The 23980-nt window shown below is 42.0% G+C and carries 17 protein-coding genes; 9 read left to right on the top strand and 8 right to left on the bottom strand.

Annotated elements, in window-relative coordinates; translation table 11 throughout:
• Positions 1 to 223 precede the first annotated feature (223 nt).
• The 3 genes from ltrA (PNIG_RS15205) (at position 224) to PNIG_RS15195 (ending at position 3379) form a co-directional block, all read left to right on the top strand.
• Complete coding sequence (gene ltrA / locus PNIG_RS15205) at positions 224 to 1498, top strand: group II intron reverse transcriptase/maturase (RefSeq protein WP_089368512.1); 1275 nt, start codon at positions 224 to 226, stop codon at positions 1496 to 1498.
• Positions 1499 to 2265: 767 nt separating this feature from the next.
• Positions 2266 to 2850, top strand: a complete 585-nt coding sequence (yihI, locus tag PNIG_RS15200; protein WP_011329394.1) for a Der GTPase-activating protein YihI — start codon at positions 2266 to 2268, stop codon at positions 2848 to 2850.
• 13 nt (positions 2851 to 2863) lie between these two features.
• A complete protein-coding gene (locus tag PNIG_RS15195) occupies positions 2864 to 3379 on the top strand; it encodes a DUF2489 domain-containing protein (RefSeq protein WP_011329393.1) in 516 nt (171 codons plus the stop codon).
• Between the two features lie 87 nt (positions 3380 to 3466).
• Here PNIG_RS15195 and hemN read toward each other — a convergent pair whose 3' ends face one another.
• Together hemN and yjgA are read right to left on the bottom strand one after the other, a co-directional pair.
• Positions 3467 to 4840, bottom strand: a complete 1374-nt coding sequence (hemN, locus tag PNIG_RS15190) for an oxygen-independent coproporphyrinogen III oxidase (RefSeq protein WP_011329392.1) — start codon at positions 4838 to 4840, stop codon at positions 3467 to 3469.
• A 118-nt stretch (positions 4841 to 4958) separates the two neighbouring features.
• Positions 4959 to 5492 carry a ribosome biogenesis factor YjgA gene (yjgA, locus tag PNIG_RS15185; protein ID WP_011329391.1) on the bottom strand — a complete coding sequence of 178 codons (534 nt, stop codon included), beginning with the start codon at positions 5490 to 5492 and terminating at the stop codon, positions 4959 to 4961.
• Between the two features lie 145 nt (positions 5493 to 5637).
• On the opposite strand from yjgA, the gene pmbA reads away from it, so the two are divergent.
• The 4 genes from pmbA to ltrA (PNIG_RS15160) all read left to right on the top strand — a co-directional run bounded on the left by pmbA (position 5638) and on the right by ltrA (PNIG_RS15160) (position 11978).
• A complete protein-coding gene (pmbA, locus tag PNIG_RS15180; protein ID WP_089368821.1) occupies positions 5638 to 6987 on the top strand; it encodes a metalloprotease PmbA in 1350 nt (449 codons plus the stop codon).
• 80 nt (positions 6988 to 7067) lie between these two features.
• Positions 7068 to 7547, top strand: coding sequence for a DUF721 domain-containing protein (locus PNIG_RS15175; RefSeq protein WP_011329389.1), 480 nt, complete (start codon positions 7068 to 7070; stop codon positions 7545 to 7547).
• A gap of 267 nt (positions 7548 to 7814) precedes the next feature.
• On the top strand, positions 7815 to 9887 hold the full coding sequence (locus PNIG_RS15170) for a M13 family metallopeptidase (RefSeq protein ID WP_089368820.1): 2073 nt from the start codon (positions 7815 to 7817) through the stop codon (positions 9885 to 9887).
• Between the two features lie 816 nt (positions 9888 to 10703).
• Positions 10704 to 11978, top strand: coding sequence for a group II intron reverse transcriptase/maturase (gene ltrA, locus PNIG_RS15160; RefSeq protein WP_089368512.1), 1275 nt, complete (start codon positions 10704 to 10706; stop codon positions 11976 to 11978).
• Positions 11979 to 12140: 162 nt separating this feature from the next.
• Here ltrA (PNIG_RS15160) and mutT read toward each other — a convergent pair whose 3' ends face one another.
• From mutT to PNIG_RS15145, 3 genes are all read right to left on the bottom strand, one after another.
• The gene (mutT, locus tag PNIG_RS15155; protein ID WP_011329387.1) at positions 12141 to 12539 is read right to left on the bottom strand and encodes an 8-oxo-dGTP diphosphatase MutT; all 399 of its coding nucleotides are present in this window, start codon (positions 12537 to 12539) and stop codon (positions 12141 to 12143) included.
• A 72-nt stretch (positions 12540 to 12611) separates the two neighbouring features.
• Entirely contained in the window at positions 12612 to 15320 is a 2709-nt protein-coding gene (secA, locus tag PNIG_RS15150; protein ID WP_089368818.1) for a preprotein translocase subunit SecA, read from the bottom strand.
• A gap of 419 nt (positions 15321 to 15739) precedes the next feature.
• Complete coding sequence (locus tag PNIG_RS15145; RefSeq protein ID WP_089368817.1) at positions 15740 to 17767, bottom strand: methyl-accepting chemotaxis protein; 2028 nt, start codon at positions 17765 to 17767, stop codon at positions 15740 to 15742.
• 110 nt (positions 17768 to 17877) lie between these two features.
• Between PNIG_RS15145 and PNIG_RS15140 the strand changes: the two genes are divergently transcribed.
• Positions 17878 to 18648 (top strand): NAD-dependent epimerase/dehydratase family protein, encoded by a 771-nt coding sequence (locus PNIG_RS15140; protein WP_089368816.1) that lies wholly within the window; start codon positions 17878 to 17880, stop codon positions 18646 to 18648.
• Here the strand turns inward: PNIG_RS15140 and hutH are convergent.
• From hutH to hutC, 3 genes are read right to left on the bottom strand one after another with little or no spacing between them, the layout of a single operon-like run.
• On the bottom strand, positions 18645 to 20177 hold the full coding sequence (gene hutH, locus PNIG_RS15135; protein ID WP_086997263.1) for a histidine ammonia-lyase: 1533 nt from the start codon (positions 20175 to 20177) through the stop codon (positions 18645 to 18647). The genes PNIG_RS15140 and hutH overlap by 4 nt on opposite strands.
• A 2-nt stretch (positions 20178 to 20179) precedes the next feature.
• Positions 20180 to 21853, bottom strand: a complete 1674-nt coding sequence (hutU, locus tag PNIG_RS15130; protein WP_089368815.1) for a urocanate hydratase — start codon at positions 21851 to 21853, stop codon at positions 20180 to 20182.
• A 20-nt stretch (positions 21854 to 21873) separates the two neighbouring features.
• On the bottom strand, positions 21874 to 22587 hold the full coding sequence (gene hutC / locus PNIG_RS15125) for a histidine utilization repressor (protein WP_089368814.1): 714 nt from the start codon (positions 22585 to 22587) through the stop codon (positions 21874 to 21876).
• Between the two features lie 120 nt (positions 22588 to 22707).
• Between hutC and hutI the strand changes: the two genes are divergently transcribed.
• Positions 22708 to 23955: an imidazolonepropionase gene (gene hutI, locus PNIG_RS15120; protein WP_089368813.1), complete on the top strand. Its 1248-nt coding sequence runs from the start codon at positions 22708 to 22710 to the stop codon at positions 23953 to 23955.
• The last annotated feature ends 25 nt before the right edge of the window (positions 23956 to 23980 follow it).

Below are 23980 nucleotides of genomic sequence, written 5' to 3'. Positions count from 1 at the left end.
AATCAGGAGTATCGACGTATAGGCTCACATGTATTTCGACGGAAATAGGCAAGAGATGACGGCTAAGCAGGAATGTGGACGCTGAGAACTGAAGGCCGAGCATGGGAGTAATGAGCGACCACTTAGGCAGATTGCCATTCGGCTAGCACACCTAATGTCCTCATGAAGAACACCACTATACATCAATGTGAAACGACAGACATACCGTAAGCAAAGGCAATTGATGACAGTTTACTACAGCTTGTATGGGCAATTATTAGATATTAATAACCTGTACAAGGGATTCAAAAAAGTGAAAGCAGCGAAAGGAGCGGCCGGAATAGATAGGCAGTCCATAGCCGCGTTCGCCTTGAATTTAGAAGAAAACTTGAAACAACTGCAAGGTGAACTGCAAAGCAAGCAGTATCGCGCACAGCCAGTCAAACGGATAGAAATACCGAAAGATGATGGTGGTGTGAGACTGCTGGGAATTCCAACAGTTCGCGACCGCATAGTACAACAAACACTATTGAACATTCTCCAACCGCTCTTCGACATCGACTTTCACCCATCAAGTTATGGGTACAGGCCGAAACGAAGTTGTCATGACGCCATCAGCAAAGCCACGGTATTTATTCGTAAATATCACCGTGAGTGGGTGGTTGATATGGATCTGTCGAAGTGTTTTGACCTACTCGATCACGACTTGATCATAAGCAGCGTCAAAAGCAAAGTGACAGACGGTAGCATCTTAAAACTGCTCAAACAGTTTTTAAAAAGCGGAGTAATGATAGGCAATAATTGGGAAGCGAGTGAGCTAGGAAGTCCACAAGGTGGTGTTATCAGTCCACTGTTGGCGAATATCTACCTAGATGCATTTGATCAAGAAATGAAAAAGCGAAATCACAGAATAGTGAGGTACGCCGACGACATATTGATCTTATGCTGCACAGAAAAAGCAGCCAAGAATGCACTCACAGTAGCGACTCAGATACTCGAAAAAGGCTTAAAGTTAACAGTCAACGAAAAGAAAACGCACATAGCGCATAGTAGTGAAGGCGTAAAATTTTTGGGAGTGGAGATAGGCAGTAATTGGACGCGTATCCAAGCCACAAAACTCAAAGGCTTTAAACAAAGAGTTAAACGATTAACAAAGCGAAATAGTGGCATGAACTTAATTGAAGTAATAAAAAGACTCAATCCAGTGGTGCGCGGCTTTGTAAATTATTTCAGTATAGCCAATTGTAAACGAGTGCTAAATTTGTTGGCAAGGTGGGTGAGACGACGATTAAGGGCAATTCAGTTAAGGTTGTGGAAAAACCCAGCGAGGTTGCATAAGCGACTAAAACAATTAGGGAAAAAGCCGCCATTTAAGTTCATCAAAATGAACTCATGGCGAAACTCTCTAAGTCCATTATCGAATGTAGCGATGCCAAACCAATGGTTTGAGGAGCAAGGTTTATATTCAATGGAAAAAGTAAGTACAGGATGGCTTGCTCAATCGGCGTTTAGAAAATAAGCCGAAGGGATAGAAGAATACAGGAGCCGTATACGAGGCCCGTACGTACGGTTCTGTGAGAGGGATGAGGCAAAAGCCTCACCCTACTCGATGTGCTTAAAATTACTTTTATAGTCTTTATTCATGTAAGACATTGACCATGCATAGCTGTGAGATAAGTCTTATTTTAAAAACCATTAAATTGTTAACTTGATGTAATGTAATGGTTTTTGTGTTTTTTGTTATAATCCTTTTAATAAAAGATATATAAATTAGTTGTAACAAAATTATTAACAGGTACATTAACCCCTGTCGCAAAAAACAATAACAAAATGGAATAAGCTATAAGGACAGTAGCGCGACACGACTACATAGCACAAATTGGTGCTAGCAAAGGAAATAACAAAAAAGCGTTAGGAAGACCGAAAATAATAAAAACTCATGGAAGTTTAATAATAAAAACAAAATGGAATGCTACACGGAAGGTAAAAATAATAATAATAGGGATAGGTAAAAATAATAACAATAATAAAGACTAAAAAGTCGAAGGGAGAAGTGTCCAGATAATGGCGCTCAGATTAGTAGGCGGTAGAGATGTTTTCTCTACCGCCTTTTTATTTGTCCTGTTACAATAGCCACCGTTTAAAAACGAGCAGTAAGCTGTTTTAAGCGCTAAATAGAGAAACCCAGCCTCTAAAGCGCAAACTGAATTCTTCTGGCTAGGCCAGCATTGCGATGCCCATTGATTTGCGCCTCGCCCAAAACCTCTTAAGTGAGATGATCAAGATATGAGTAGAACTAAAAAGTCACGCAAAAGCCCAGCAAATGGACCAGTACGTTTAAGCCAAGATAAGCTTAAAGAAATGCGTGCATTAAAAGAGCAACGTGTTAAAAAAACCAAAGGTGCTAAGCCTGGATCTCGTAATACCCCTGAGCTATTAAATGATGATAGCCAAAAAAGTAACACGGGAACTAAAGATAAACGCATTGGCAGTAAAAAACCTGTGCCATTAATAGCTGTTGCAGCTGCACCTAAAGTAGAAATAAAACGTAACTTAAAGCCAACTGTTGAGCTTAAAAAGTCAGCAGAGCCAGAGTTTACGCCTGAGCAAGAGCTAGAAGCACTTGAAAATGATGAGCGCTTACTTAAATTAGTAGAGCGTCATGAAAATGGCGAAATGCTAACGGGTAAAGATGCTAAGTACTTTAATAGTCGTATTGCTCGTCATCAAGCATTGTGTAAATTGCTTGGTATCGAGGATGAAGATGAAGAAGAGTTTGAAGATGACTTTAGCGAAGAAAGTAATTCAGACTTCGATCAGTATTTATCGAACGATCTTGCTAACGAATGGTTAGACGAAGAAGACAAGTAATAAGGGTTATTAAATGAGTACAGCGGTGATCTTAGCCTTATTTGTAGGTGCTGCTATTATAGTGGGCTTAGCATTTTATGCGGGTCAGTTGCTTTATAAGTTAAGCGCGCAAAAAAAACTGATTGTTAAAAAGCAGGCTGAGCAACAGCAAAAGCTTAAGCAGTCGCGTTTAAAGCGTAACGCCAAATTAGCCGACAGCATTCATTTAATCGCGCGTGCAATGCATGAACAGCAGTGTGAGTTTTCAGAAGGCTGTTTACGTATTTGGGTACTTATGTCGCAATATGGTTTTGAAGACGAGCAAGATTTAACGACAAAATACTCGGGCATTTATAAAATGTACCAAGTAGTTAAAGAAATGCCGACTCATGATGCGCGTAAAAAATATACCAAAAAAGAAATATTTAAGTTAGATACAGCTCGCTGGCGTGCCGAAGAGACACATAAAGATGAGATTATAGCTGACTGTGCTAAAATTATTATTGAGTTTAAAGCCGCCCCTGGCAGCGAAAACGTGGTATTTAATTAATCAGCGTTTAAATAATTTAAAGCACAAAATACAAAAGCAGACCTCAGGTCTGCTTTTTCGTTTTAAATTTACTACTCGGGCTGAGGGTTAAATAACCCGAGAAAAACGCGTTGCATTTAGCTGTTTTTGTAAGTGAGCGTCAAAGCACATACAAATAATACGAATAAATAAATTACCTCTAGCAGTGACACTAATCATATTATTTTCAATAGTGACCATCCCATCAGCAATTAAAGGCTCAATTGCCGTTAGTGCATCAGCAAAGTAGTGGTTAAAGTTAAGTGCATGTTTGGCACTAAATGCCTCCATATCTAACTCAAACTGGCATATAAGCTGTTTAATTGCATCAGCGCGTATTACATCATCGGCACTTAAGTGCATGCCTTTGGTGATGGCACAGCCGCTTTGCGTTTCTACACTATGATAATAATGCTTTAACTCTTTTTGATTTTGTAAAATGGCAGTGCCAATTTGTGATATAGATGAAACCCCTAAACCTAATAAATCGCAGTTTCCGTGGGTAGTATACCCTTGAAAGTTACGGTGTAATTGCCCCGCATTTTGTGCCACAGCGAGTTCGTTATTAACTTTAGCAAAATGGTCCATACCAATAAATTGATAACCGGCTTGAGTCATTTGCTCTAAGGTGTTTTTAAACATAGTTAGCTTGTTGTGTGCACTGGGTAAGTCGGCATCTTTAATTTTACGTTGTGCTGCAAAACGCTCTGGAAGGTGAGCGTAATTAAATACCGAAACACGATCAGGGCTAAGCTCAAGCAACTGCTCTATGGTTTGTTTAAAGCTTTGTGGCGTTTGCAATGGGAGGCCGTAAATCATGTCGGCATTAATCGATTTAAACCCTAATTCACGGGCTTGGGTGATTAACTGCTTTACTGTATCGGCATTTTGCGGACGGTTTACTGCTAGCTGCACTTCATCATTAAAGTCTTGAATACCAAATGATACGCGGTTAAAACCTAAGTTACTTAAATCAACCAACATGTTATCGGCAAGCGATCGAGGGTCAATTTCAATACCACGCTCAGTGGCGTCGGTAAAATTAAAGTGCAGCTCCAAAAGTTTAACTAAACGGCTCATTTGCTGCGTAGTTAAAAAGGTAGGTGTACCACCGCCTAAATGTAGTTGCTCTAGGGTGTAGTCTTTAAATAGAGGCGCTTGGGCTGCAATTTCTATGGCTAAAAAATCAAGGTAGGTGTCGGCTTTTGACTGATGGCGAGTAATAATTTTATTGCAGCCACAGTAATAACAAAGCTGACTACAAAACGGAATATGTATATATAAAGACAATGCACGGCTGTTTGATGACTCAATCGCACTGAGTAAGTCTTGCTGTTGATAGCCCTCAGTTAGCGACAGTGCCGTGGGGTACGATGTATAACGTGGGCCAGACACATTATATTTATTTATTAGGGTTTGATCCCATTTTGGAAGTTTAATCATCACGCGCACCTTGGTATATTATTTAGGTGCTGATTATAAAAAAATGTTTAGCAGGGCGGGTTGATCTACAACAAAAAAAGGTGCCGTAGCACCTTTTTAAAGTATATTTTTTAATCTGTTAGTAAGTAACTTGATGGGCATCTTTCAAATATTGAAATAGCTCTTTGTAACCTCTACCAGGTTTTTCATCTTTCGCTTCTTTAGCTGCATTACGAACTAGCTGGCGCATTTGTTGACGATCAAGCGATGGGAACTGCTCTATAGTCTCATTGATTAGGTCATCACCTTGTTCAATTAGGTCTGCACGTAATTGCTCAATTTTTTTGACCAACACTTCAGCTTGGTTATTTTTATTAAGCATAACATCGATAATTGATCTTATAGCATCGATGTTCTCTACGGTGCGCAGTGTTTTAGCTATGTAGTTTAAATGACGACGATAAGCATCGCTTTTATTGCTAATTTTATCGGCAACAACCATTGCGGCTTTTAAATCATCATTTAATGGCAAGCGCTCACGCTGCTTTTTACCCATTTTGGCAATTTCAGTCCCTAACTGATGAAATTCTTGTGCTTCACGCTTCAGTTCGGTTTTTGAGACATATTCAATTTCTTCTTCAATATCAGCAGGCTTGCTTTTTTTCTTCGCCATGGGGTGCTCTTAAATAAAAATAACTTCTGCCATTATACATGATTATCATACAGAGGAATATTAGCTGATGTGATGCATTGAGTGTGTTAGCATTTAAATATAAAAAATGTGTGCAACATTGCCTTCAAGGCTCAGGACTTAATTTATGAAAAGCCAACAACACGATCCAATTTATTCTCAAATATCTCAAGTAAAAGATGCGGTAGCAGCAGTGCTCGAGCATGCGAAAAAACTCGGTGCCACAGCGGCAGAAGCGGCTATGTCTAGCACTTCAGGGCTGTCGGTTAGCACTCGCATGGGCGAAGTAGAAACCATTGAGTTTAACCAAGATGGCGGTTTAGGCATTAGTGTGTATGTAGGTAATAATAAAGGCTCTGCGTCTACCGCAGATTTAAGCCCTAAAACGCTACGCACTGTGGTTGAAAAAGCCATTGATATTGCAAAATTCACCTCAGACGACCCTTTTAACGGTGTTGCAGATAAAGAGCTACTTGAGTTTTCACCCAAAGATCTCGATTTATACCATCCATGGGATGTAAGCCCAGAGCAAGGTATTGAGTTTTGTCATGCTGCAGAGCAAGCAGCGTTAAATGCGGATGAGCGCATTGTTAACTCAGACGGCGCAAGTTTTTCATCGCACCAAGGTTTGCGTGTTTATGGCAATAGCCATGGTTTAATTGCTGGTTTTCCGCGTACTCGCCACAGCATAAGTACTATGGTAATTGGTAAAGATGGCGAGCAAATGCAACGCGACTCTGCTTACACCGTAGCACGCGATCAAGCTGGTTTAAATGATGCCGCAGCAGTGGGGCTTGAAGCTGCAGCCGAAACTTTAGCTAAATTAAATAGCCAAAAATTAGGCACCATGAAAGTACCGGTAATATTTAGAGCTGACATTGCTAATTCATTATTTGGCCATTTAGTGTCGGCCATTGGTGGTGGTGCGCTGTATCGTAAATCGAGTTTTTTACTCGATAGCCTAGGTACACAAGTATTTAGCAATTGCGTAAATATTGCCGAGCGTCCGCATATACTCAAAGGGCTCGCATCGTCGCCGTTTGACAGCGAAGGTGTTAAAACCTTTGATAGAGAAATCATTCAAGGTGGCGAGTTACAAACTTACCTACTTGCAAGCTATGCTGCGCGTAAAATGAATATGACACCAACAGGGCACGCTGGCGGTATACATAACTGGTTAGTTGAGCAAACACATAGCGATTTAACCGCGCTACTTAAAACCATGGGTACAGGCTTATTAGTAACAGAGCTAATGGGGCAGGGCGTAAATACAGTAACTGGTGATTACTCGCGTGGTGCGGCTGGTTTTTGGGTAGAAAATGGCGAAATCCAATATCCAGTAAGCGAAATTACCATTGCCGGTAACTTAAAAGATATGTTTAAAGGAATATCAGCTATTGGTGGCGACATAGAGCGCCGTGGTGGCATTCAAACTGGCTCTGTGTTAATTGAACAAATGCAAATAGCGGGCGCTTAGTCACTGCGCTCAGTGTATACTCAAGTCGAGGGTTATTTCGATTTGAGTAACCGCATTATTGAGTTTTTACGAGGTGTTAAATGGCTAAAGACAGGTATGCGCCAAAACCATTAACTGACATTATGGCAGGACTGAATAACCGCTTGTCGGCTTATGCAGGTAAAAGCCAAGCACTCGATACCCAGCAAACCTTACTTAAAGACTTTTTAGGCCCCAAACTGGGTGATAAATGCCGCGTGAGTAACTACCGCGATGGTACTTTAATGATCGAAGCGGTATCTGCGCCTATTGCGCTTAGACTAAATTACTTAAAAATGGATATGCTCTCGCATTTTAGAGCCGCGGGCATGGCTGAGCTTGGGCAAATAAAAATTACCGCTAATCCACAAGCAACACAACGCTTGGGCGCAGTAAGTAAAACCATTAATACCCCAATAACTAATTCTCGTAAAATGAGCGAACAAACAGCCGATTATTTAAATGCCATAGCCGCCTCAGCCCCCCCTTCGCTAAAAGAAAAGTTAGAGCGTTTAGCGCTGCACGCAAAGCGTAAAACCTAGCTGCTAATAACTCGTTTATAAGCTCACATAGTTATTGATAGCACTATGTGGGTCACTCATCGCATTAAAATACTTTGTTACATATTCAATTTTATTGTTACCCCAATGGGGTTTATGATAGCTACTTAATACGCCTATTAACTAGGTTGCAGTTAATGCTTATTTCATTAAGTAAAAGTACATAAAATGTCATTACGCAGCTTTATGCTGCTGGTATTTGAATATTAATGAAATAGGTATTTATTTTAACTAACAAACGGAATCCTTATGATTAAAATAACAATGACCGCCGCAGGTATTGCGCTGGCACTTGGGTTGGTTGGTTGTGGTGAACAACAAGAAATTAAAGTAAACGAAACTCCCGCGGTTAGCGCTCCAGTTCCAGCTCCTTTTACCTTGGGTATTGAGCTGGAAAATATGGATAAATCGGTACGCGCTCAAGATGACTTTTATTACCATGTAAATGGTCAATGGCTAGCTAAAACCGAAATTCCTGGCGATAAATCTAACTATGGTTCGTTTTCGCAATTATATGACGAGTCGCAAAAGGCGATGAAAACAGTACTTGAAAGTGCGGCAGCAAATAGCAATGTTGAAAAAGGCAGTGATGAAGCAAAGTTGGCGGCATTTTATAATAGCTACATGGCAGAAGAAGCGCGCGAAGAACTTGGCATCCAGCCACTTGAGCCATCATTGGCAAGCATTGACGCCGTTAAAGGTAAAAAAGATTTAGTTACTTTAATGGCGCAATTACAGATTAAAGGCGGCGACTTGCCATTTGGTTGGTATGTAAATAATGACGCTAAAAACTCCAGCGAAAATGCATTGTATGCGTATCAAGCTGGGTTAGGTTTACCCGATCGTGATTATTATTTAAAAGATGATGAAAAGTTCACTAAAATTCGTGCTTCTTATCAAGCTTACATTGCTAAAATATTAGCCAAGTCAGGGGTTGAAAATACAGAGGCTGTGGCTAAAAATGTATTAGCGCTGGAAAAAAATCTTGCTGAGGTGCAGTGGAGTCGAGTAGAGAGCCGTGATGCAACCAAGTCTTATAATAAAATGAGCCTTGCACAAGCAAATAAACTGATGGGTGACTTTGATCTTGCTAGTTACTTTAAAGCGATAGGCATAAACACCGAAGAGTTAATTATTAGCCAGCCGAGCTACTTTGAAAAATTTGCGACTATTTATAAAAACACCGATTTAGTAACATGGCAAAATTACCTTAAGTTTCACTTTGTAAGTAACTACGCGCAGTTACTCGATAAAGAGTTAGTGGACCTTAAGTTTAACTTTTACAGTACAACTTTACGTGGTGTAGAAGAACAAGCGCCACTTTGGAAGCAAGCGGTTGATGCTTCAAACAGTGTGCTAGGTGAGATTTTAGGTAAAGTGTACGTTAAAGAGAACTTTCCACCAGAAGCGAAAGCGCGTATGGAAGAGTTGGTTGATAACGTAATTAAAGGCTACGGTGTTGCGATTGAAAATTTAGAGTGGATGAGCCCGGAAACTAAAATTGCCGCTCAACAAAAGCTAGACAAGTTTACACCTAAAATTGGCTACCCAGATAAGTGGAAAGACTACTCAGCACTAGAGATTAACCCTGATGAATTAGTCGGTAACTACATTCGTTATAGCGAATGGGCTTACAGCGATATGATTGCCAAATTGGGTAAACCAGTAGACCGCTCAGAGTGGCACATGACACCACAAACTGTGAATGCATACTACAACCCAGTAAATAACGAAATTGTGTTTCCAGCAGCTATTTTACAGCCGCCATTTTTTAACTTAGAAGCAGATGATGCAGTAAATTACGGTGCTATTGGCGCGGTAATTGGTCATGAGTTAGGCCATGGTTTTGACGACCAAGGTGCTAAATACGACGGCGACGGTAATTTACGTAACTGGTGGAGCGAGTCAGACCTTAAACAGTTTGAACAGCGAACCGCGGCTTTAGTTGCTCAGTATAATGAATACAAACCTTTTACTGATGCTGGCGTAAATGGTGAATTGACGTTAGGCGAAAATATTGGCGATTTAGGCGGCCTTACGGTTGCACATAAAGCGTATATGCTATCTTTAGGTAACTCTAAGGCTCCAGTGATTGATGGCTACACTGGCGATCAGCGCTTCTTTATGGGCTGGTCACAAATTTGGCGTCGTAAGTATCGTGATGAAGCGCTGCGTAACCGCTTAATGACCGACCCGCATTCGCCTAGTCATTACCGCGTAATTGGTATTTTATCGAATATGCCTGAGTTTTATAAAGCATTTGACGTTAAAGAAGGCGACAAAATGTATATTAAACCAGAGGACCGCGTAAAAATTTGGTAATTTAATTACCTAACTAGAAAGTACCTAACTAGAAAGTATCTAACTAAAAAGGCCAGCAAGTGTTAACTTGCTGGCCTTTTTGTTTGCCCAGCGAAGCTGGCAAACCCGATAGGCTGAAAGATGCCTTATTACCCTGACTAAGGGGAAGATAATCTGAATGGCAAGGGCGTCACTGGCCAACGGTGGGGTCTGAAGGAAGCCATAAGAAGTTAGAGGTACACAACTAACCGTAACCTGTTTCGGCAGTATTGGTGGGTCAGCGTGCAAAATAGCGCAACGCCCTATACTTAGTCAGACCAATACTGTGCTTGAGGGTGGGATTTCTAACAGGGAGCCAGTGCAGTAACTGGGGAAGCCTGGCATCTAAACTTAGTGTAAATAAGTGGCCTAAACTCAAGGGGAAACCCAAGGTTTAACGTCGGTGTGAGGTGGCAGATGAACCCGTAGTAGTGAGTAAGGCTAGGCCGATGAAAGCCAGTAATGGTGTGGAGGACAAAACCAAGCCGACTATCAACAGAATGTTTGATAGGGTCAATTTTAATCAAAAGTTTTAATTGATTGCGAAGGGGGGAAGTATTCTTTAAGTGTATGAAAATCAGGAGTATCGACGTATAGGCTCACATGTATTTCGACGGAAATAGGCAAGAGATGACGGCTAAGCAGGAATGTGGACGCTGAGAACTGAAGGCCGAGCATGGGAGTAATGAGCGACCACTTAGGCAGATTGCCATTCGGCTAGCACACCTAATGTCCTCATGAAGAACACCACTATACATCAATGTGAAACGACAGACATACCGTAAGCAAAGGCAATTGATGACAGTTTACTACAGCTTGTATGGGCAATTATTAGATATTAATAACCTGTACAAGGGATTCAAAAAAGTGAAAGCAGCGAAAGGAGCGGCCGGAATAGATAGGCAGTCCATAGCCGCGTTCGCCTTGAATTTAGAAGAAAACTTGAAACAACTGCAAGGTGAACTGCAAAGCAAGCAGTATCGCGCACAGCCAGTCAAACGGATAGAAATACCGAAAGATGATGGTGGTGTGAGACTGCTGGGAATTCCAACAGTTCGCGACCGCATAGTACAACAAACACTATTGAACATTCTCCAACCGCTCTTCGACATCGACTTTCACCCATCAAGTTATGGGTACAGGCCGAAACGAAGTTGTCATGACGCCATCAGCAAAGCCACGGTATTTATTCGTAAATATCACCGTGAGTGGGTGGTTGATATGGATCTGTCGAAGTGTTTTGACCTACTCGATCACGACTTGATCATAAGCAGCGTCAAAAGCAAAGTGACAGACGGTAGCATCTTAAAACTGCTCAAACAGTTTTTAAAAAGCGGAGTAATGATAGGCAATAATTGGGAAGCGAGTGAGCTAGGAAGTCCACAAGGTGGTGTTATCAGTCCACTGTTGGCGAATATCTACCTAGATGCATTTGATCAAGAAATGAAAAAGCGAAATCACAGAATAGTGAGGTACGCCGACGACATATTGATCTTATGCTGCACAGAAAAAGCAGCCAAGAATGCACTCACAGTAGCGACTCAGATACTCGAAAAAGGCTTAAAGTTAACAGTCAACGAAAAGAAAACGCACATAGCGCATAGTAGTGAAGGCGTAAAATTTTTGGGAGTGGAGATAGGCAGTAATTGGACGCGTATCCAAGCCACAAAACTCAAAGGCTTTAAACAAAGAGTTAAACGATTAACAAAGCGAAATAGTGGCATGAACTTAATTGAAGTAATAAAAAGACTCAATCCAGTGGTGCGCGGCTTTGTAAATTATTTCAGTATAGCCAATTGTAAACGAGTGCTAAATTTGTTGGCAAGGTGGGTGAGACGACGATTAAGGGCAATTCAGTTAAGGTTGTGGAAAAACCCAGCGAGGTTGCATAAGCGACTAAAACAATTAGGGAAAAAGCCGCCATTTAAGTTCATCAAAATGAACTCATGGCGAAACTCTCTAAGTCCATTATCGAATGTAGCGATGCCAAACCAATGGTTTGAGGAGCAAGGTTTATATTCAATGGAAAAAGTAAGTACAGGATGGCTTGCTCAATCGGCGTTTAGAAAATAAGCCGAAGGGATAGAAGAATACAGGAGCCGTATACGAGGCCCGTACGTACGGTTCTGTGAGAGGGATGAGGCAAAAGCCTCACCCTACTCGATGTAGCTGCCTAATAATGGCGGTTTATTGTTATTATTATTTTACTAAAAGAGTATAGCCAAATATTAAGCGTTAAATATATTTCGCTTTTATAGCGCTAATAATATCGACGTTAGCTGCTGGAAACTCGTAGTTATCTAGCTCGTCAATACTTACCCAAGCATTATCTTGCCCTTCTGCGCCATGTGCTTCACCACTAAAGTTACTCACCACATGTACGTTCAGCTTTACCGTTTTATCATCGTAATCGTGTTTTATTGTTAGCAACTCACTGGAACTAAAAATAGTGATGCCAATCTCTTCTTGAAGTTCACGCTTAAGTGCTCTAAATACACTTTCACCGGCTTCAATTTTACCACCAGGAAACTCCCACAAACCTCCTTGATGTTGATCATTTGCCCGCTTGCAAATAAACAGAGCGTTATTTTTTTTAATTACGCCAACAGCCACATTTACAATTATACTAGTCATTTTATCTCCCTTAAACACCATAAAAAAAGCGACGCAAGCGCCGCTTTTTACGAAATTTATTACACTATTGGATTATTTTAATTTACCACAACATTGCTTAAATTTTTGACCTGAGCCACAAGGACAAGGATCGTTACGGCCTACTTTTGGCTCGCTACGTGCCATTACAGTTGCGCTTTGTGGTGCTTCTCCGCCTACATGCTCAACTTCTTCATGCTGATATTCGCGAGGAGCGTTTTCACTTTTACGGTGTTGCTCTTCTACTTTTTCAACATCCTCTTCGGCGCGTACTTGTACTTTGCTTAAAATACTTACTACATCTATTTTTAAGTTTTCTAGCATTTCAGCGAATAGCTCAAACGATTCACGCTTGTACTCTTGCTTTGGATTTTTTTGCGCATAACCACGTAAATGAATACCTTGGCGTAAATGATCCATTGCTGCCAGGTGATCTTTCCAATGCTGATCTAGGCTTTGTAACATAATCGCTTTTTCGAATTGACGTAGTACTGAATCGCCTACCATCTCTTCTTTTTGCTTATATGCTTGCCCAACCGACTCTTCAATGCGCTCACGAAGTTTTTCTTCATAGAGTTTATTGTCATCAGCTAGCCACTGAGTAATTGGCAATTCAATTAAGAAGTCTTGTTTTAAGCGCTCTTCAAGGCCAGGTACATCCCACATTTCAGCCAAGCTTTGCGGTGCAATGTACTGATCAATAATATTACTCAGCACATCACCACGAATAACCGTGATAGTTTCTGAAATATCGCCTTCTTCAAGTAGTTCGTTACGCTGTGAGTAAACCACACGGCGTTGATCGTTTGCTACGTCATCGTACTCAAGTAATTGCTTACGCACATCAAAGTTACGTGCTTCTACTTTACGCTGTGCATTTTCAATCGCACGGTTAACCCATGGATGTTCAATAGCTTCACCGCGTTGCATACCTAGTTTACGCATCATGTTAGTCATGCGCTCGCCAGCAAAAATACGCATTAACGCATCGTCCATCGATAAGTAAAAACGGCTTGAACCGGCATCACCTTGACGACCAGAACGACCACGTAATTGGTTATCTATACGACGAGATTCATGGCGTTCAGTACCAATAATGTGTAAACCACCTGCATCAATTACTGCGTCATGGCGTATTTTCCATGCAGCTTTAATTTCAGCAATTTGTTCATCAGTTGGGTTTTCAAGCTTTTCAACTTCGCTGTGCCAGTTACCACCAAGTACAATATCGGTACCACGGCCAGCCATGTTAGTGGCAATCGTTACTGTGCCTGGTAGGCCAGCGTCTGATACGATATCAGCCTCTTGCGCATGAAATTTAGCATTAAGTACGTTGTGCTTAATTTTTTCTTTGCGTAAAAATTGCGATAAATACTCAGAGCTTTCAATTGAAATAGTACCTACAAGTACAGGTTGTCCGCGTTCTTGGCAGTCTTTAATATCAACTAAAATAGCTTCGTATTTTTCTTCTTGCGTTAGGTACACTAAGTCGGCGCGATCATCACGAACCATCGGCTTATTAGTTGGCATAACAACAGTGTCTAGGCCGTAAATAGACTGGAACTCAAATGCTTCCGTATCGGCTGTACCTGTCATGCCCGCAAGTGTTTCGTATAAGCGGAAATAGTTTTGAAAGGTAATAGATGCAAGCGTTTGGTTTTCGTTTTGAATATTTACGCCTTCTTTAGCTTCAACAGCTTGGTGTAAACCTTCTGACCAACGACGACCTTCCATTGAACGACCAGTGTGCTCATCAATAATGATAACTTCGTTTTCTTTTACAACGTAATCAACATCTCTTTGATAAAGCTTATGAGCACGAAGCGCTGCATAAACATGGCTTAGTAGCGTAATGCTGGCTGCAGAATAAAGCGAATCGCCTTCTGCAATTAAGCCGCGCTCAGTAAGTAGCTCTTCAACTTTAATTTGGCCACGTTCAGTTAAATGAACTTGCTTAGACTTTTCATCAATAGTGAAATCGCCATCGCCTTCAATACCTTCTTCGTCTTCTTTTTCTTGTAGTTCAAGTAAAGGCACCATGGTATTAATTTCAGTGTATAGCTCTGAGCTGTCCTCAGCAGGGCCTGAAATAATAAGGGGCGTACGGGCTTCATCAATTAAGATAGAATCCACTTCATCGACAACAGCATAAAATAATGGACGTTGTACACGCTCATCTATGCTAAATGCCATGTTGTCACGCAGGTAGTCAAAACCAAACTCATTATTAGTACCGTACGTAATATCGGCAACATAAGCTTGTTTTTTCTGCTGTGGCATCATACCCGGTACGTTACAGCCTACTGTTAAACCTAAAAACTCAAATAACGGACGGTTAGTTTCCGCATCGCGTTTAGCTAGGTAGTCGTTCACGGTAATTACGTGTACGCCCTTACCAGTTAAACCATTTAAGTAAGCAGGTAATGTAGCTGTGAGAGTTTTACCTTCACCGGTACGCATTTCTGCAATACGGCCTTGGTGCAGTACCATGCCACCGAGTAGCTGTACGTCAAAGTGACGCATGCCATTTACACGTTTAGATGCTTCACGTACCACAGCAAATGCTTCAGGCAGTAAGTCGTCAAGGCTTTGTCCGTTATCGTAACGTTCTCTAAACTCTGCTGTTTTCGCTTTTAAGTCGTCATCAGAAAGCGCTTCTAATTGCGTTTCAAGTGCATTGATCAGTGCGACCGTCTTTCTTAGGTTTTTAATAGTGCGGTCATTGCGACTACCAAAAATCTTGGTAAATAAATTAGATATCATGATAAAACCGTTACAATGTATTTTTTTGCCAGCCGTACATCGGCTAACCCATTTTTAACAATTGATAATTAATGTATTCTTTAAAGTAACACCGAGGACACATTAATTAGCAATTTTGTATTAAACCGTTCAAAAAGCACTGTTTATTACGTGTGCTACTATACCAGACTCTGCTAAACAACAAACCATCTCACTAAAAAGATATGGATTAAAAACAGAAAAACTTAATCTAGTACATAAAATTGCTATATATTTTTATACGAGGTGAAAACTGCTAGCAAAGCTAGTGATATTAAGTAAGTTTCCACTTTGAAATATCAACAGTCACTCAAAGATATGGTGCTGAATAAATTAAAAACAAGGGGGGGAATAAGCGCTTAAAGTTTATCCTCAAGCGCTTAAATATAAGTAGCCGGCGTTTATAGTTTAAACTGGTTTACCGTTTTATTTAATGCCCCTGCAAGGTCACTTAAATCATGTGCTTCATTGGCAAGTGTGTGTGCATGCTCTGCGGTACTATTAACTAAACTATTAATAGCACTAAGGCTGGTATTAATATCTTCTGCTACTACCGTTTGTTGCTCGGTAGAGGTGGCAATTTGATGACTTTGATCTTGTACTTTAGTTACCGACAGGGCAATGCTTTGTAGTGAGCTAAGTACTTCTTTTGTTTGCAACACAGAGTCCTCGGTTTGTTTTTGCCCTTGTAGCATCATACTAGAGGCTTGCTGAGCAATTTGCTGTAAACGGGTAATCATATTGCGAATATCGTCGGTTGACTCTTGTGTACGACTCGCCAACGAGCGAACTTCATCGGCAACAACGGCAAAGCCGCGGCCATGTTCTCCGGCGCGGGCCGCTTCTATGGCTGCATTAAGCGCGAGTAAGTTGGTTTGATCGGCAATTGAGTTAATTACATCAACCAATGCGCCTATGTTATTACTTTCTTGCTCAAGCCCGGCAACCACCTTAGAGGCTTCGCCAATATGTTCAGCCAGCGCACTCATTACACTTTGTGCTTGGCTTGAGCGGCTTGCACCATCGGCAGTAATTGCTTGTACTTCTTCTGCCGCGGTATTTGTTTGCTGTGCGTTACGTGATATTTCTTGCACGGTAGTGGCCATTTCTGTCACTGCGGCACTAACACTATCTACTTGTTGTTTTTCTTGCTGAATTTCTGAATTCGTTTGTTGCGATACCGTTTTAAGCTGATCGGCAGCGGCACTTAATTGCTCAGCTTGTGCTGCGGTGTCTAGCATCATCGCTCGCAACTTATCAATAAAGGTATTCATATGATTAGCCAGTTGGCCTACTTCGTCTTGGCTATCAATATTAATTTTTTGGGTTAAATCACCCTCGCCAGAAGCAATGTCGCGCATAATATGCGTGAGTGTAGTGATTGGTTTTGAAATCATATGGGTGGCCCATAAAATCATTGCTAAAATAATCACTAAAATAATGATAACGGCGGTTGTAGTGGTTGTAACCGCAGCATTTACCGGGGCTTCAATCATACTGGTTGGAATTAATAAACCCACATACCAATCTAAATGAGGCTGCTCTAATTGTAGGCGGTTATAAACCACATAAAATTGCTCGCCTTTAAGCATAACAGTTTGGCTACCCGCGAGGTTATTTTGCATTGCACTGTTAAGTGTTTTAAACCCTGAGGTATTATTAAATTGTTGTTCAAGCGCATCGAGTCCGTCTTTACCGTTAGGGCCTTCGTCGGTGACAGAGAGTTTATGCCCAGATGCTTTTGAAAAGTGCACAACTTTTTGTTGATCATCTAATAAAAAGCCATAGCCTTGGCCGTTAAAGCGAATGTTTTCGACCATGTCGTTAATTTTATTAAGTTGTAAGTCAACGCCGCCCACACCAATTAATTTGCCTTGTGGGTTATAAACAGGTTGTTGTACAACTGCTGAGGCATCGCCGGTGGTTAAGTCTACCGAAATAGGGCCTACGTAAAGCTTATTAATTTGCATTGCTTCTTGCCACCAACCTCGTTTGTACGCGTAGTAAGGTTCGCCATTATAATATGCAGTACGTTCGTTTTCTTTAAAGTACTCGCCGGTAGTGGCTGAGGCAAAAAAAGCAGATAAAATATTTTCATCATTTGCACTTATGCGTACAAAGTCTTGATTTATAGCCAAGTAGCCGTTGGCATTTTCTAGGGCTTGATCGCGCTTATCCCACGCGGTAAAAAAATTCACCAAATGCGGATTATTAATAAAGGTGGCAACTACTTTACCGTATGTAGCAAAGTAACTTTGCATTGATAATTGCTCGCTTTGTAAGTAGCTTTGAGCCTCACGCTCTATATTAACTCTGGATAGTTTGGCAATATGGTTAACAAAAAAAGTAGAGGCGATGAGCAGTAAAATAGTAATTGTTCCGCCAATCAATAATAATATTTTTTTTCTTAATGATAAGTTATTTAGCATAAGTGCACATGTTGTTATTGTTTTTGTAACAGATATCTAAGCATATTTAATTTTAGAACTCTATGAAATGAGTTAAGAATTATACATTTAAATAAACGGGGTCATATAAATTGAATCATCAGAGTAACAACTTAGTGGTACTAGGCGCGGGCTGGCTAGGCAGTGCTTTATGCGTTAATGCGCAGCAAGCAGGTTGGCAAGTGCAGGGTACACACCGCTCAGCAGTGCATGAGCATGATTTTGAACGTCAGTTTTTGCTAGAAAATGGCCAGTTAACGCATCAAATTGATTTACAAAATGCCTACTGGGTGTGCGCTATTCCTCCACGTAGTCGCCATAGTGAAAACAATTATGCGCAAACATTAACGGCATCACTTACACTGGCAAAAAAACTGAATGCTAAGGGTTTTTTACTTTGCTCATCAACGGGAGTGTACGACCAAGAACCAGGAGTATATAGCGAAAGCAGCGATATTTCGTGTACAAACGAGCGACAAATAAAGCTATATGAAGCTGAAGAGCAAGTACTAGAGCAAAACGGTAAAGTGCTGCGCTTAGCCGGTTTAGTTGGACCCAACAGAGAGCCGGGGCGTTTTATTGCAGGTAAAGAGCTAAATACCTCTGCCGAGCAAGTCGTTAATATGGTGCATCAGCAAGATGTGATTAACGCTATTTTTGCGGTGCTTGAGCATTGGCATCAAGGGCAGAGTATTTATAATGTGGTTAATCCGTCGCATCCTTGTAAGCGCGATTACTATGCGCAAAAGTGCCAACAACATGGCGGCGAAATGCCACGCTTTACGGGAACAGATACGGCTGAGCGCAAAGTGCTTGGCTCAGCCATTGAGGCGTTAGGGTTTAGTTACCAATACGCAATTTAATAAGATACTAAGCAGTCACCCTCAATAAAGTTGCATAACTTGCCTGCGTTTAATAACGCATTTGCAGCTTCAATATCGGGGGCAAAGTAACGGTCTTTATCGTAGTAGCTTACATGCTCGCGCAGTAAGCTTTTAGCACGCTCTACTTTAGCAGCAGCTGTAAGCGGCTTTCTAAACTCTAACCCCTGCGCGGCCGCTAACCATTCAACAGCAAGTACGCCTTGGGTGTTATCGGCCATTTCCTTCAAGCGCCTTGCCGCAAAAGTGGCCATAGACACATGATCTTCTTGATTCGCCGAGGTTGGCAAACTATCTACAGAAGCTGGGTGGGCAAGTGATTTGTTTTCAGATGCCAGGGCTGCGGCAGTTACTTGGGCGATCATAAAGCCTGAGTTTACGCCGCCATTTTCAACTAAAAAAGGCGGCAATTTAGATAGGCTAGAGTCAATTAGTAAAGCAATTCGGCGCTCGGCAAGTGCGCCAATTTCAGCAATGGCAATTGCTAAGTTATCGGCGGCCATTGCCACCGGCTCTGCATGAAAATTACCGCCAGAAATAATATCACCCACATCAGCAAATACCAGCGGGTTGTCGGTTACGCCGTTAGACTCACATAATAAAACTTCTGCCGCCTGGCGAATTTGGGTTAAGCAAGCACCAAGCACTTGTGGCTGACAGCGTAAAGAGTAGGGGTCTTGTACTTTTTCGCAATTTACGTGTGATTCACTAATTTGTGATTGTGGACCTAACAAGGCTCTAAATATAGCTGCAGTATCTATTTGCCCTTGTTGGCCTCGAATTTCATGAATACGCGCATCAAATGGTGCTCGGCTGCCCATGGCCGCTTCAATACTCATAGCGCCAATTACGCAGCTTTGTGCGTATAAATCTTCTGCTCTAAATAGCCCTTGTAATGCAAAAGCAGTCGAGGCTTGGGTGCCGTTTAAAAGGGCTAAGCCTTCTTTAGCGGCTAAGGTAAGTGGTTTTAGCCCCGCAATTTTAAGCCCTTGCTCGGCACTGATTATTTGCCCTTGGTGGCGCATGTGGCCTTCGGCTAGTAACGGCAAGCACATATGAGCAAGCGGTGCTAAATCGCCCGATGCACCCACCGAGCCTTTTTTAGGCACGCAAGGGTATACTTGGCTATTAAGCAACTGGATAAAAAATTCAATGACCTGCAAACGAATACCAGAATAACCACGCGACAGTGAATTAATTTTTAAGATGATCATTAAGCGTACGGTACTGTCATCCATATACTCGCCAATACCTGCCGCATGCGAAAGTACAATAGAGCGTTGTAATAGCTCTAGTTCGTTATCGGCAATTTTGGTGTTAGCTAATAAGCCAAAACCGGTATTAATACCATATACAGTGCGGTGCTCGTTAATTACGTTTTGCACTGTTTGTGCGCTGGCAGCTATTTGCGACTCGGCATGCTTTATAAGGCTCAATTTTACCGGTGAATTATTAATTTTTCTTAGTGTGTTTAAATCAAGCGAGCCGGGGGTGAGAGTTAGTTCAAGCATGATCATTCCTCGTTTAACATTGGTAAGTCTAGGTTTTGCTCTTTTGCACAATTTTTTGCTATATCGTAGCCTGCATCCGCGTGGCGCATAACTCCAGTTGCAGGGTCGTTCCACAGTACGCGGGCAATACGCTGTTTTGCTTCGTCGCTGCCATCAGCCACAATAACTACGCCTGCATGTTGGCTAAAGCCCATACCTACGCCACCGCCATGGTGTAGCGATACCCAAGTTGCACCACTGGCTGTGTTAAGAAGTGCATTGAGTAATGGCCAATCAGATACCGCATCAGAGCCATCTAGCATAGCTTCGGTTTCGCGGTTAGGGCTAGCAACCGAGCCAGAGTCGAGGTGGTCGCGACCAATAACAACCGGGGCTTTAAGCTCGCCATTTTTAACCATGTTGTTAAAAGCGAGCGCAAGACGGGCTCTGTCTTTTAATCCTACCCAGCAAATGCGCGCCGGTAAGCCTTGAAACTGAATACGTTCACGCGCCATATCAAGCCAGTTATGTAAGTGTGCGTCATCGGGGATTAACTCTTTAACTTTGGCATCGGTTTTATAAATATCTTCGGGGTCGCCCGACAGTGCCACCCATCTAAATGGGCCAATGCCTTCGCAAAATAAAGGACGAATATACGCAGGGACAAACCCCGGAAAATCAAATGCGTTACTTACTCCTTCATCAAATGCCATTTGCCGAATATTGTTGCCATAATCAGTGGTAGCAGCGCCCGCTTGTTGCAGCGCGAGCATAGCTCTTACTTGCACCGCCATTGATTGCTTAGCTGCTGTTACAACCGCTTTTGGGTCTTGTTCGCGCATTTTAGCTGCATGTTCCATGCTCCAGCCTTGCGGTAAATAGCCATTTAGCGGATCGTGTGCTGAGGTTTGATCGGTGACCACATCGGGAGTAACGCCACTTTTAACTAAAGTGCTAAACACATCGGCAGCATTACCAAGTAACCCGACCGAAAGGGCGTCACCTTTTACGCACGCATTAGTTATAAGTTGTAGCGCGTGTTCAAGGTTGTTGGCTTTAATATCTACGTAACCGGTTTTTATTCTAAAATCGATACGGGTTTCATCGCATTCCACCACTAATGCACAAAAGCCTGCCATAGTTGCAGCAAGAGGTTGTGCGCCGCCCATGCCACCAAGCCCGCCAGTTAATACCCATTTACCTTTAGCACTGCCAGCAAAATGTTGTTTAGCCATGGCCACAAAAGTTTCGTAAGTGCCTTGCACTATGCCTTGTGAGCCAATGTAAATCCAAGATCCCGCGGTCATTTGCCCGTACATCATCAAGCCCTTTTTATCGAGCTCGTTAAAGTGCTCCCAATTAGCCCAGTGCGGTACTAAGTTAGAATTAGCTATGAGTACTCGCGGCGCATTACTGTGGGTTTTAAATACCCCTACAGGTTTACCCGATTGTACGAGTAGCGTTTCGTCATCTTCGAGTCTATCGAGAGTTGCTATAATTTTGTCGTAACTGGGCCAGTCACGTGCAGCGCGACCAATGCCGCCATAAACAACTAATGCATGGGGATGCTCTGCAACGTCAGGGTCTAAGTTATTCATTAACATGCGTTTAGCGGCTTCGGTTTGCCAACTTTTAGCGCTAATTTTATCGCCGTGGGGGGCGCGTATTGTGCGGTTGTTGTCGAGTCGATTGTTCATATTTACTCCTGTTGTAGTTTTTAATTATTATTTTTAAAAGTTAAGTGACCACCTAAACGATACTTACTCCCTGGTGAAACAAGTCGGGCATAACTCACAATGCCGTTGCTTGACCAAGTACGGCGAATGAGTTGCAGGCAAGGTTCTTGACTCGATAAGTTAAGCCACTGGCACATTTGTTTATTGGGCATAATGGCTTCCACCGTATGCGTTGCTTGGGTAAGCGGGGCTACATTCGATAAGTACTCATGTGGAGTAAGTAGCGTAAAATTTTGTTGTAAGTACTGCGTGGCAAAAGTGGGATTTACAAAGCGCTCCTCTATTTGCAGTGGTTTAGTATTTTCGTTATGCAGCAATGCACTGCGATACACAGTGCTGTTAACTTTAATACCCAGTGCAATGGCAATACTAGTGATTGCGGGTAGCGACTCAAGGGCCAATACCGTACAGCTATAATTACCATTGCGTTCTTTTACTTCATCGGCAATATTTTTAATTTCAAGCAATGACGACTGCGATTTAAAGCTAGCAACAAAGGTGCCTAACCCTTGGCTGCGAGTTAAAATTCCCGCCTCGGTTAGCTCGCTTAATGCGCGTCGAGCGGTCATACGGCTTACAGAAAATTGATTGCTTAGCTCGTTTTCAGAAGGCACACGCTGGTTTTCTTGCCATGTAGCACTGCTAATTTTATCAACTATAAACTGTTTTATTTGTGCAAATTTAGGCGTTGTCATGGTGTATTTAATTGTATTAAAAATAAACTATAAGATTAAGATGGCATAATTGCCTTGTATATACAAGACGGGTTGTTAGACTATATTTTAGTCATTATAAAAAACACAAGGGCGCGCAATATGCAAAGTGCAACACCAGGTTATGAATTAGAAGATATTGATTTACTGCTTACCGATGCCAACATTGCCACTATGGATACTGCTGTAGAGGCGCCTTATGGCGCGATAGAAAATGCAGCCTTAGCAATCAAAAATGGAAAAATTATGTGGCTAGGTGAGCAAAAAAACTTACCTAGTTTTGATGTGTTTGCAACGCCGACCTTGAGTATAAAAGGGCAATGGTTAACCCCAGGGTTAATAGATTGCCACACGCATTTAGTGTTTGCAGGCTCTAGAGCAGAGGAGTTTGAGCAGCGCTTACAAGGGGTGAGTTATGAGCAAATTGCTGCCCAAGGTGGCGGTATAACTAGTACAGTTAAAGCCACCCGCGCTGCCGATCATGAGCAGTTATTTGTAGCCGCCAAAGATAGGTTAAATACGTTACTGGCAGAGGGCGTGACAACTGTTGAAATAAAGTCGGGTTATGGACTCGATACTGCCAACGAAGTAAAAATATTAGAAGTGGCGCGCTTACTTGATGAGCATCACCCTATTAATATTAAAACCACCTTTTTAGGGGCGCATGCGCTACCACCAGAGTACAAAGGGCGTAGCGATGACTATATTGATTTAGTATGTAACGATATGCTTGATCAGGTAGTGGCTAATAACCTTGCTGATGCGGTTGATGTTTTTTGTGAGAATGTAGGCTTTAGCTATACCCAAACTAAGCGGGTGTTCGAGGCGGCAAAAAAACATAACTTGCCAGTAAAATGCCATGCCGAGCAGCTCTCTAATCAACACGGTGCTGAGCTGGTGGCGCAATTTAACGGGCTATCGGCTGATCATATTGAATACCTAGATGAAGATGGCGTAAAAGCGATGGCACAGGCCGGCACAGTAGCAGTATTGTTGCCTGGCGCATTTTACTTTTTAAGAGAAACACAACTTCCGCCAATAGCTTTGCTTAATCAATATAAAGTGCCTATAGCGATTGCTAGCGACTTTAATCCGGGCACCTCACCGCTGTGTTCGCTACAATTAATGATGAATATGGCATGCACATTATTTAGATTAACACCCGAGCAGTCACTTGCTGGAGTAACTCGTAATGCTGCTAAAGCTTTAGGATTAACAGACCGCGGAGTTTTAAAAGTAGGTGCGAGGGCCGACATTGCACATTGGCAAATAAGCCATCCAGCACAATTAAGTTACCAGTTTGGGGTAAATAAACTGTTAAACTTATGGATTATGGGTAAACTTATTTAGTCACACCTTTACCCCAGACCGATAA

It is taken from the genome of Pseudoalteromonas nigrifaciens, assembly GCF_002221505.1.
In the GTDB taxonomy this organism is placed as follows: domain Bacteria; phylum Pseudomonadota; class Gammaproteobacteria; order Enterobacterales; family Alteromonadaceae; genus Pseudoalteromonas; species Pseudoalteromonas nigrifaciens.
The sequence above is the reverse complement of the archived record's forward strand: the minus strand, read 5'-3'. Positions and strand labels throughout refer to the sequence as shown.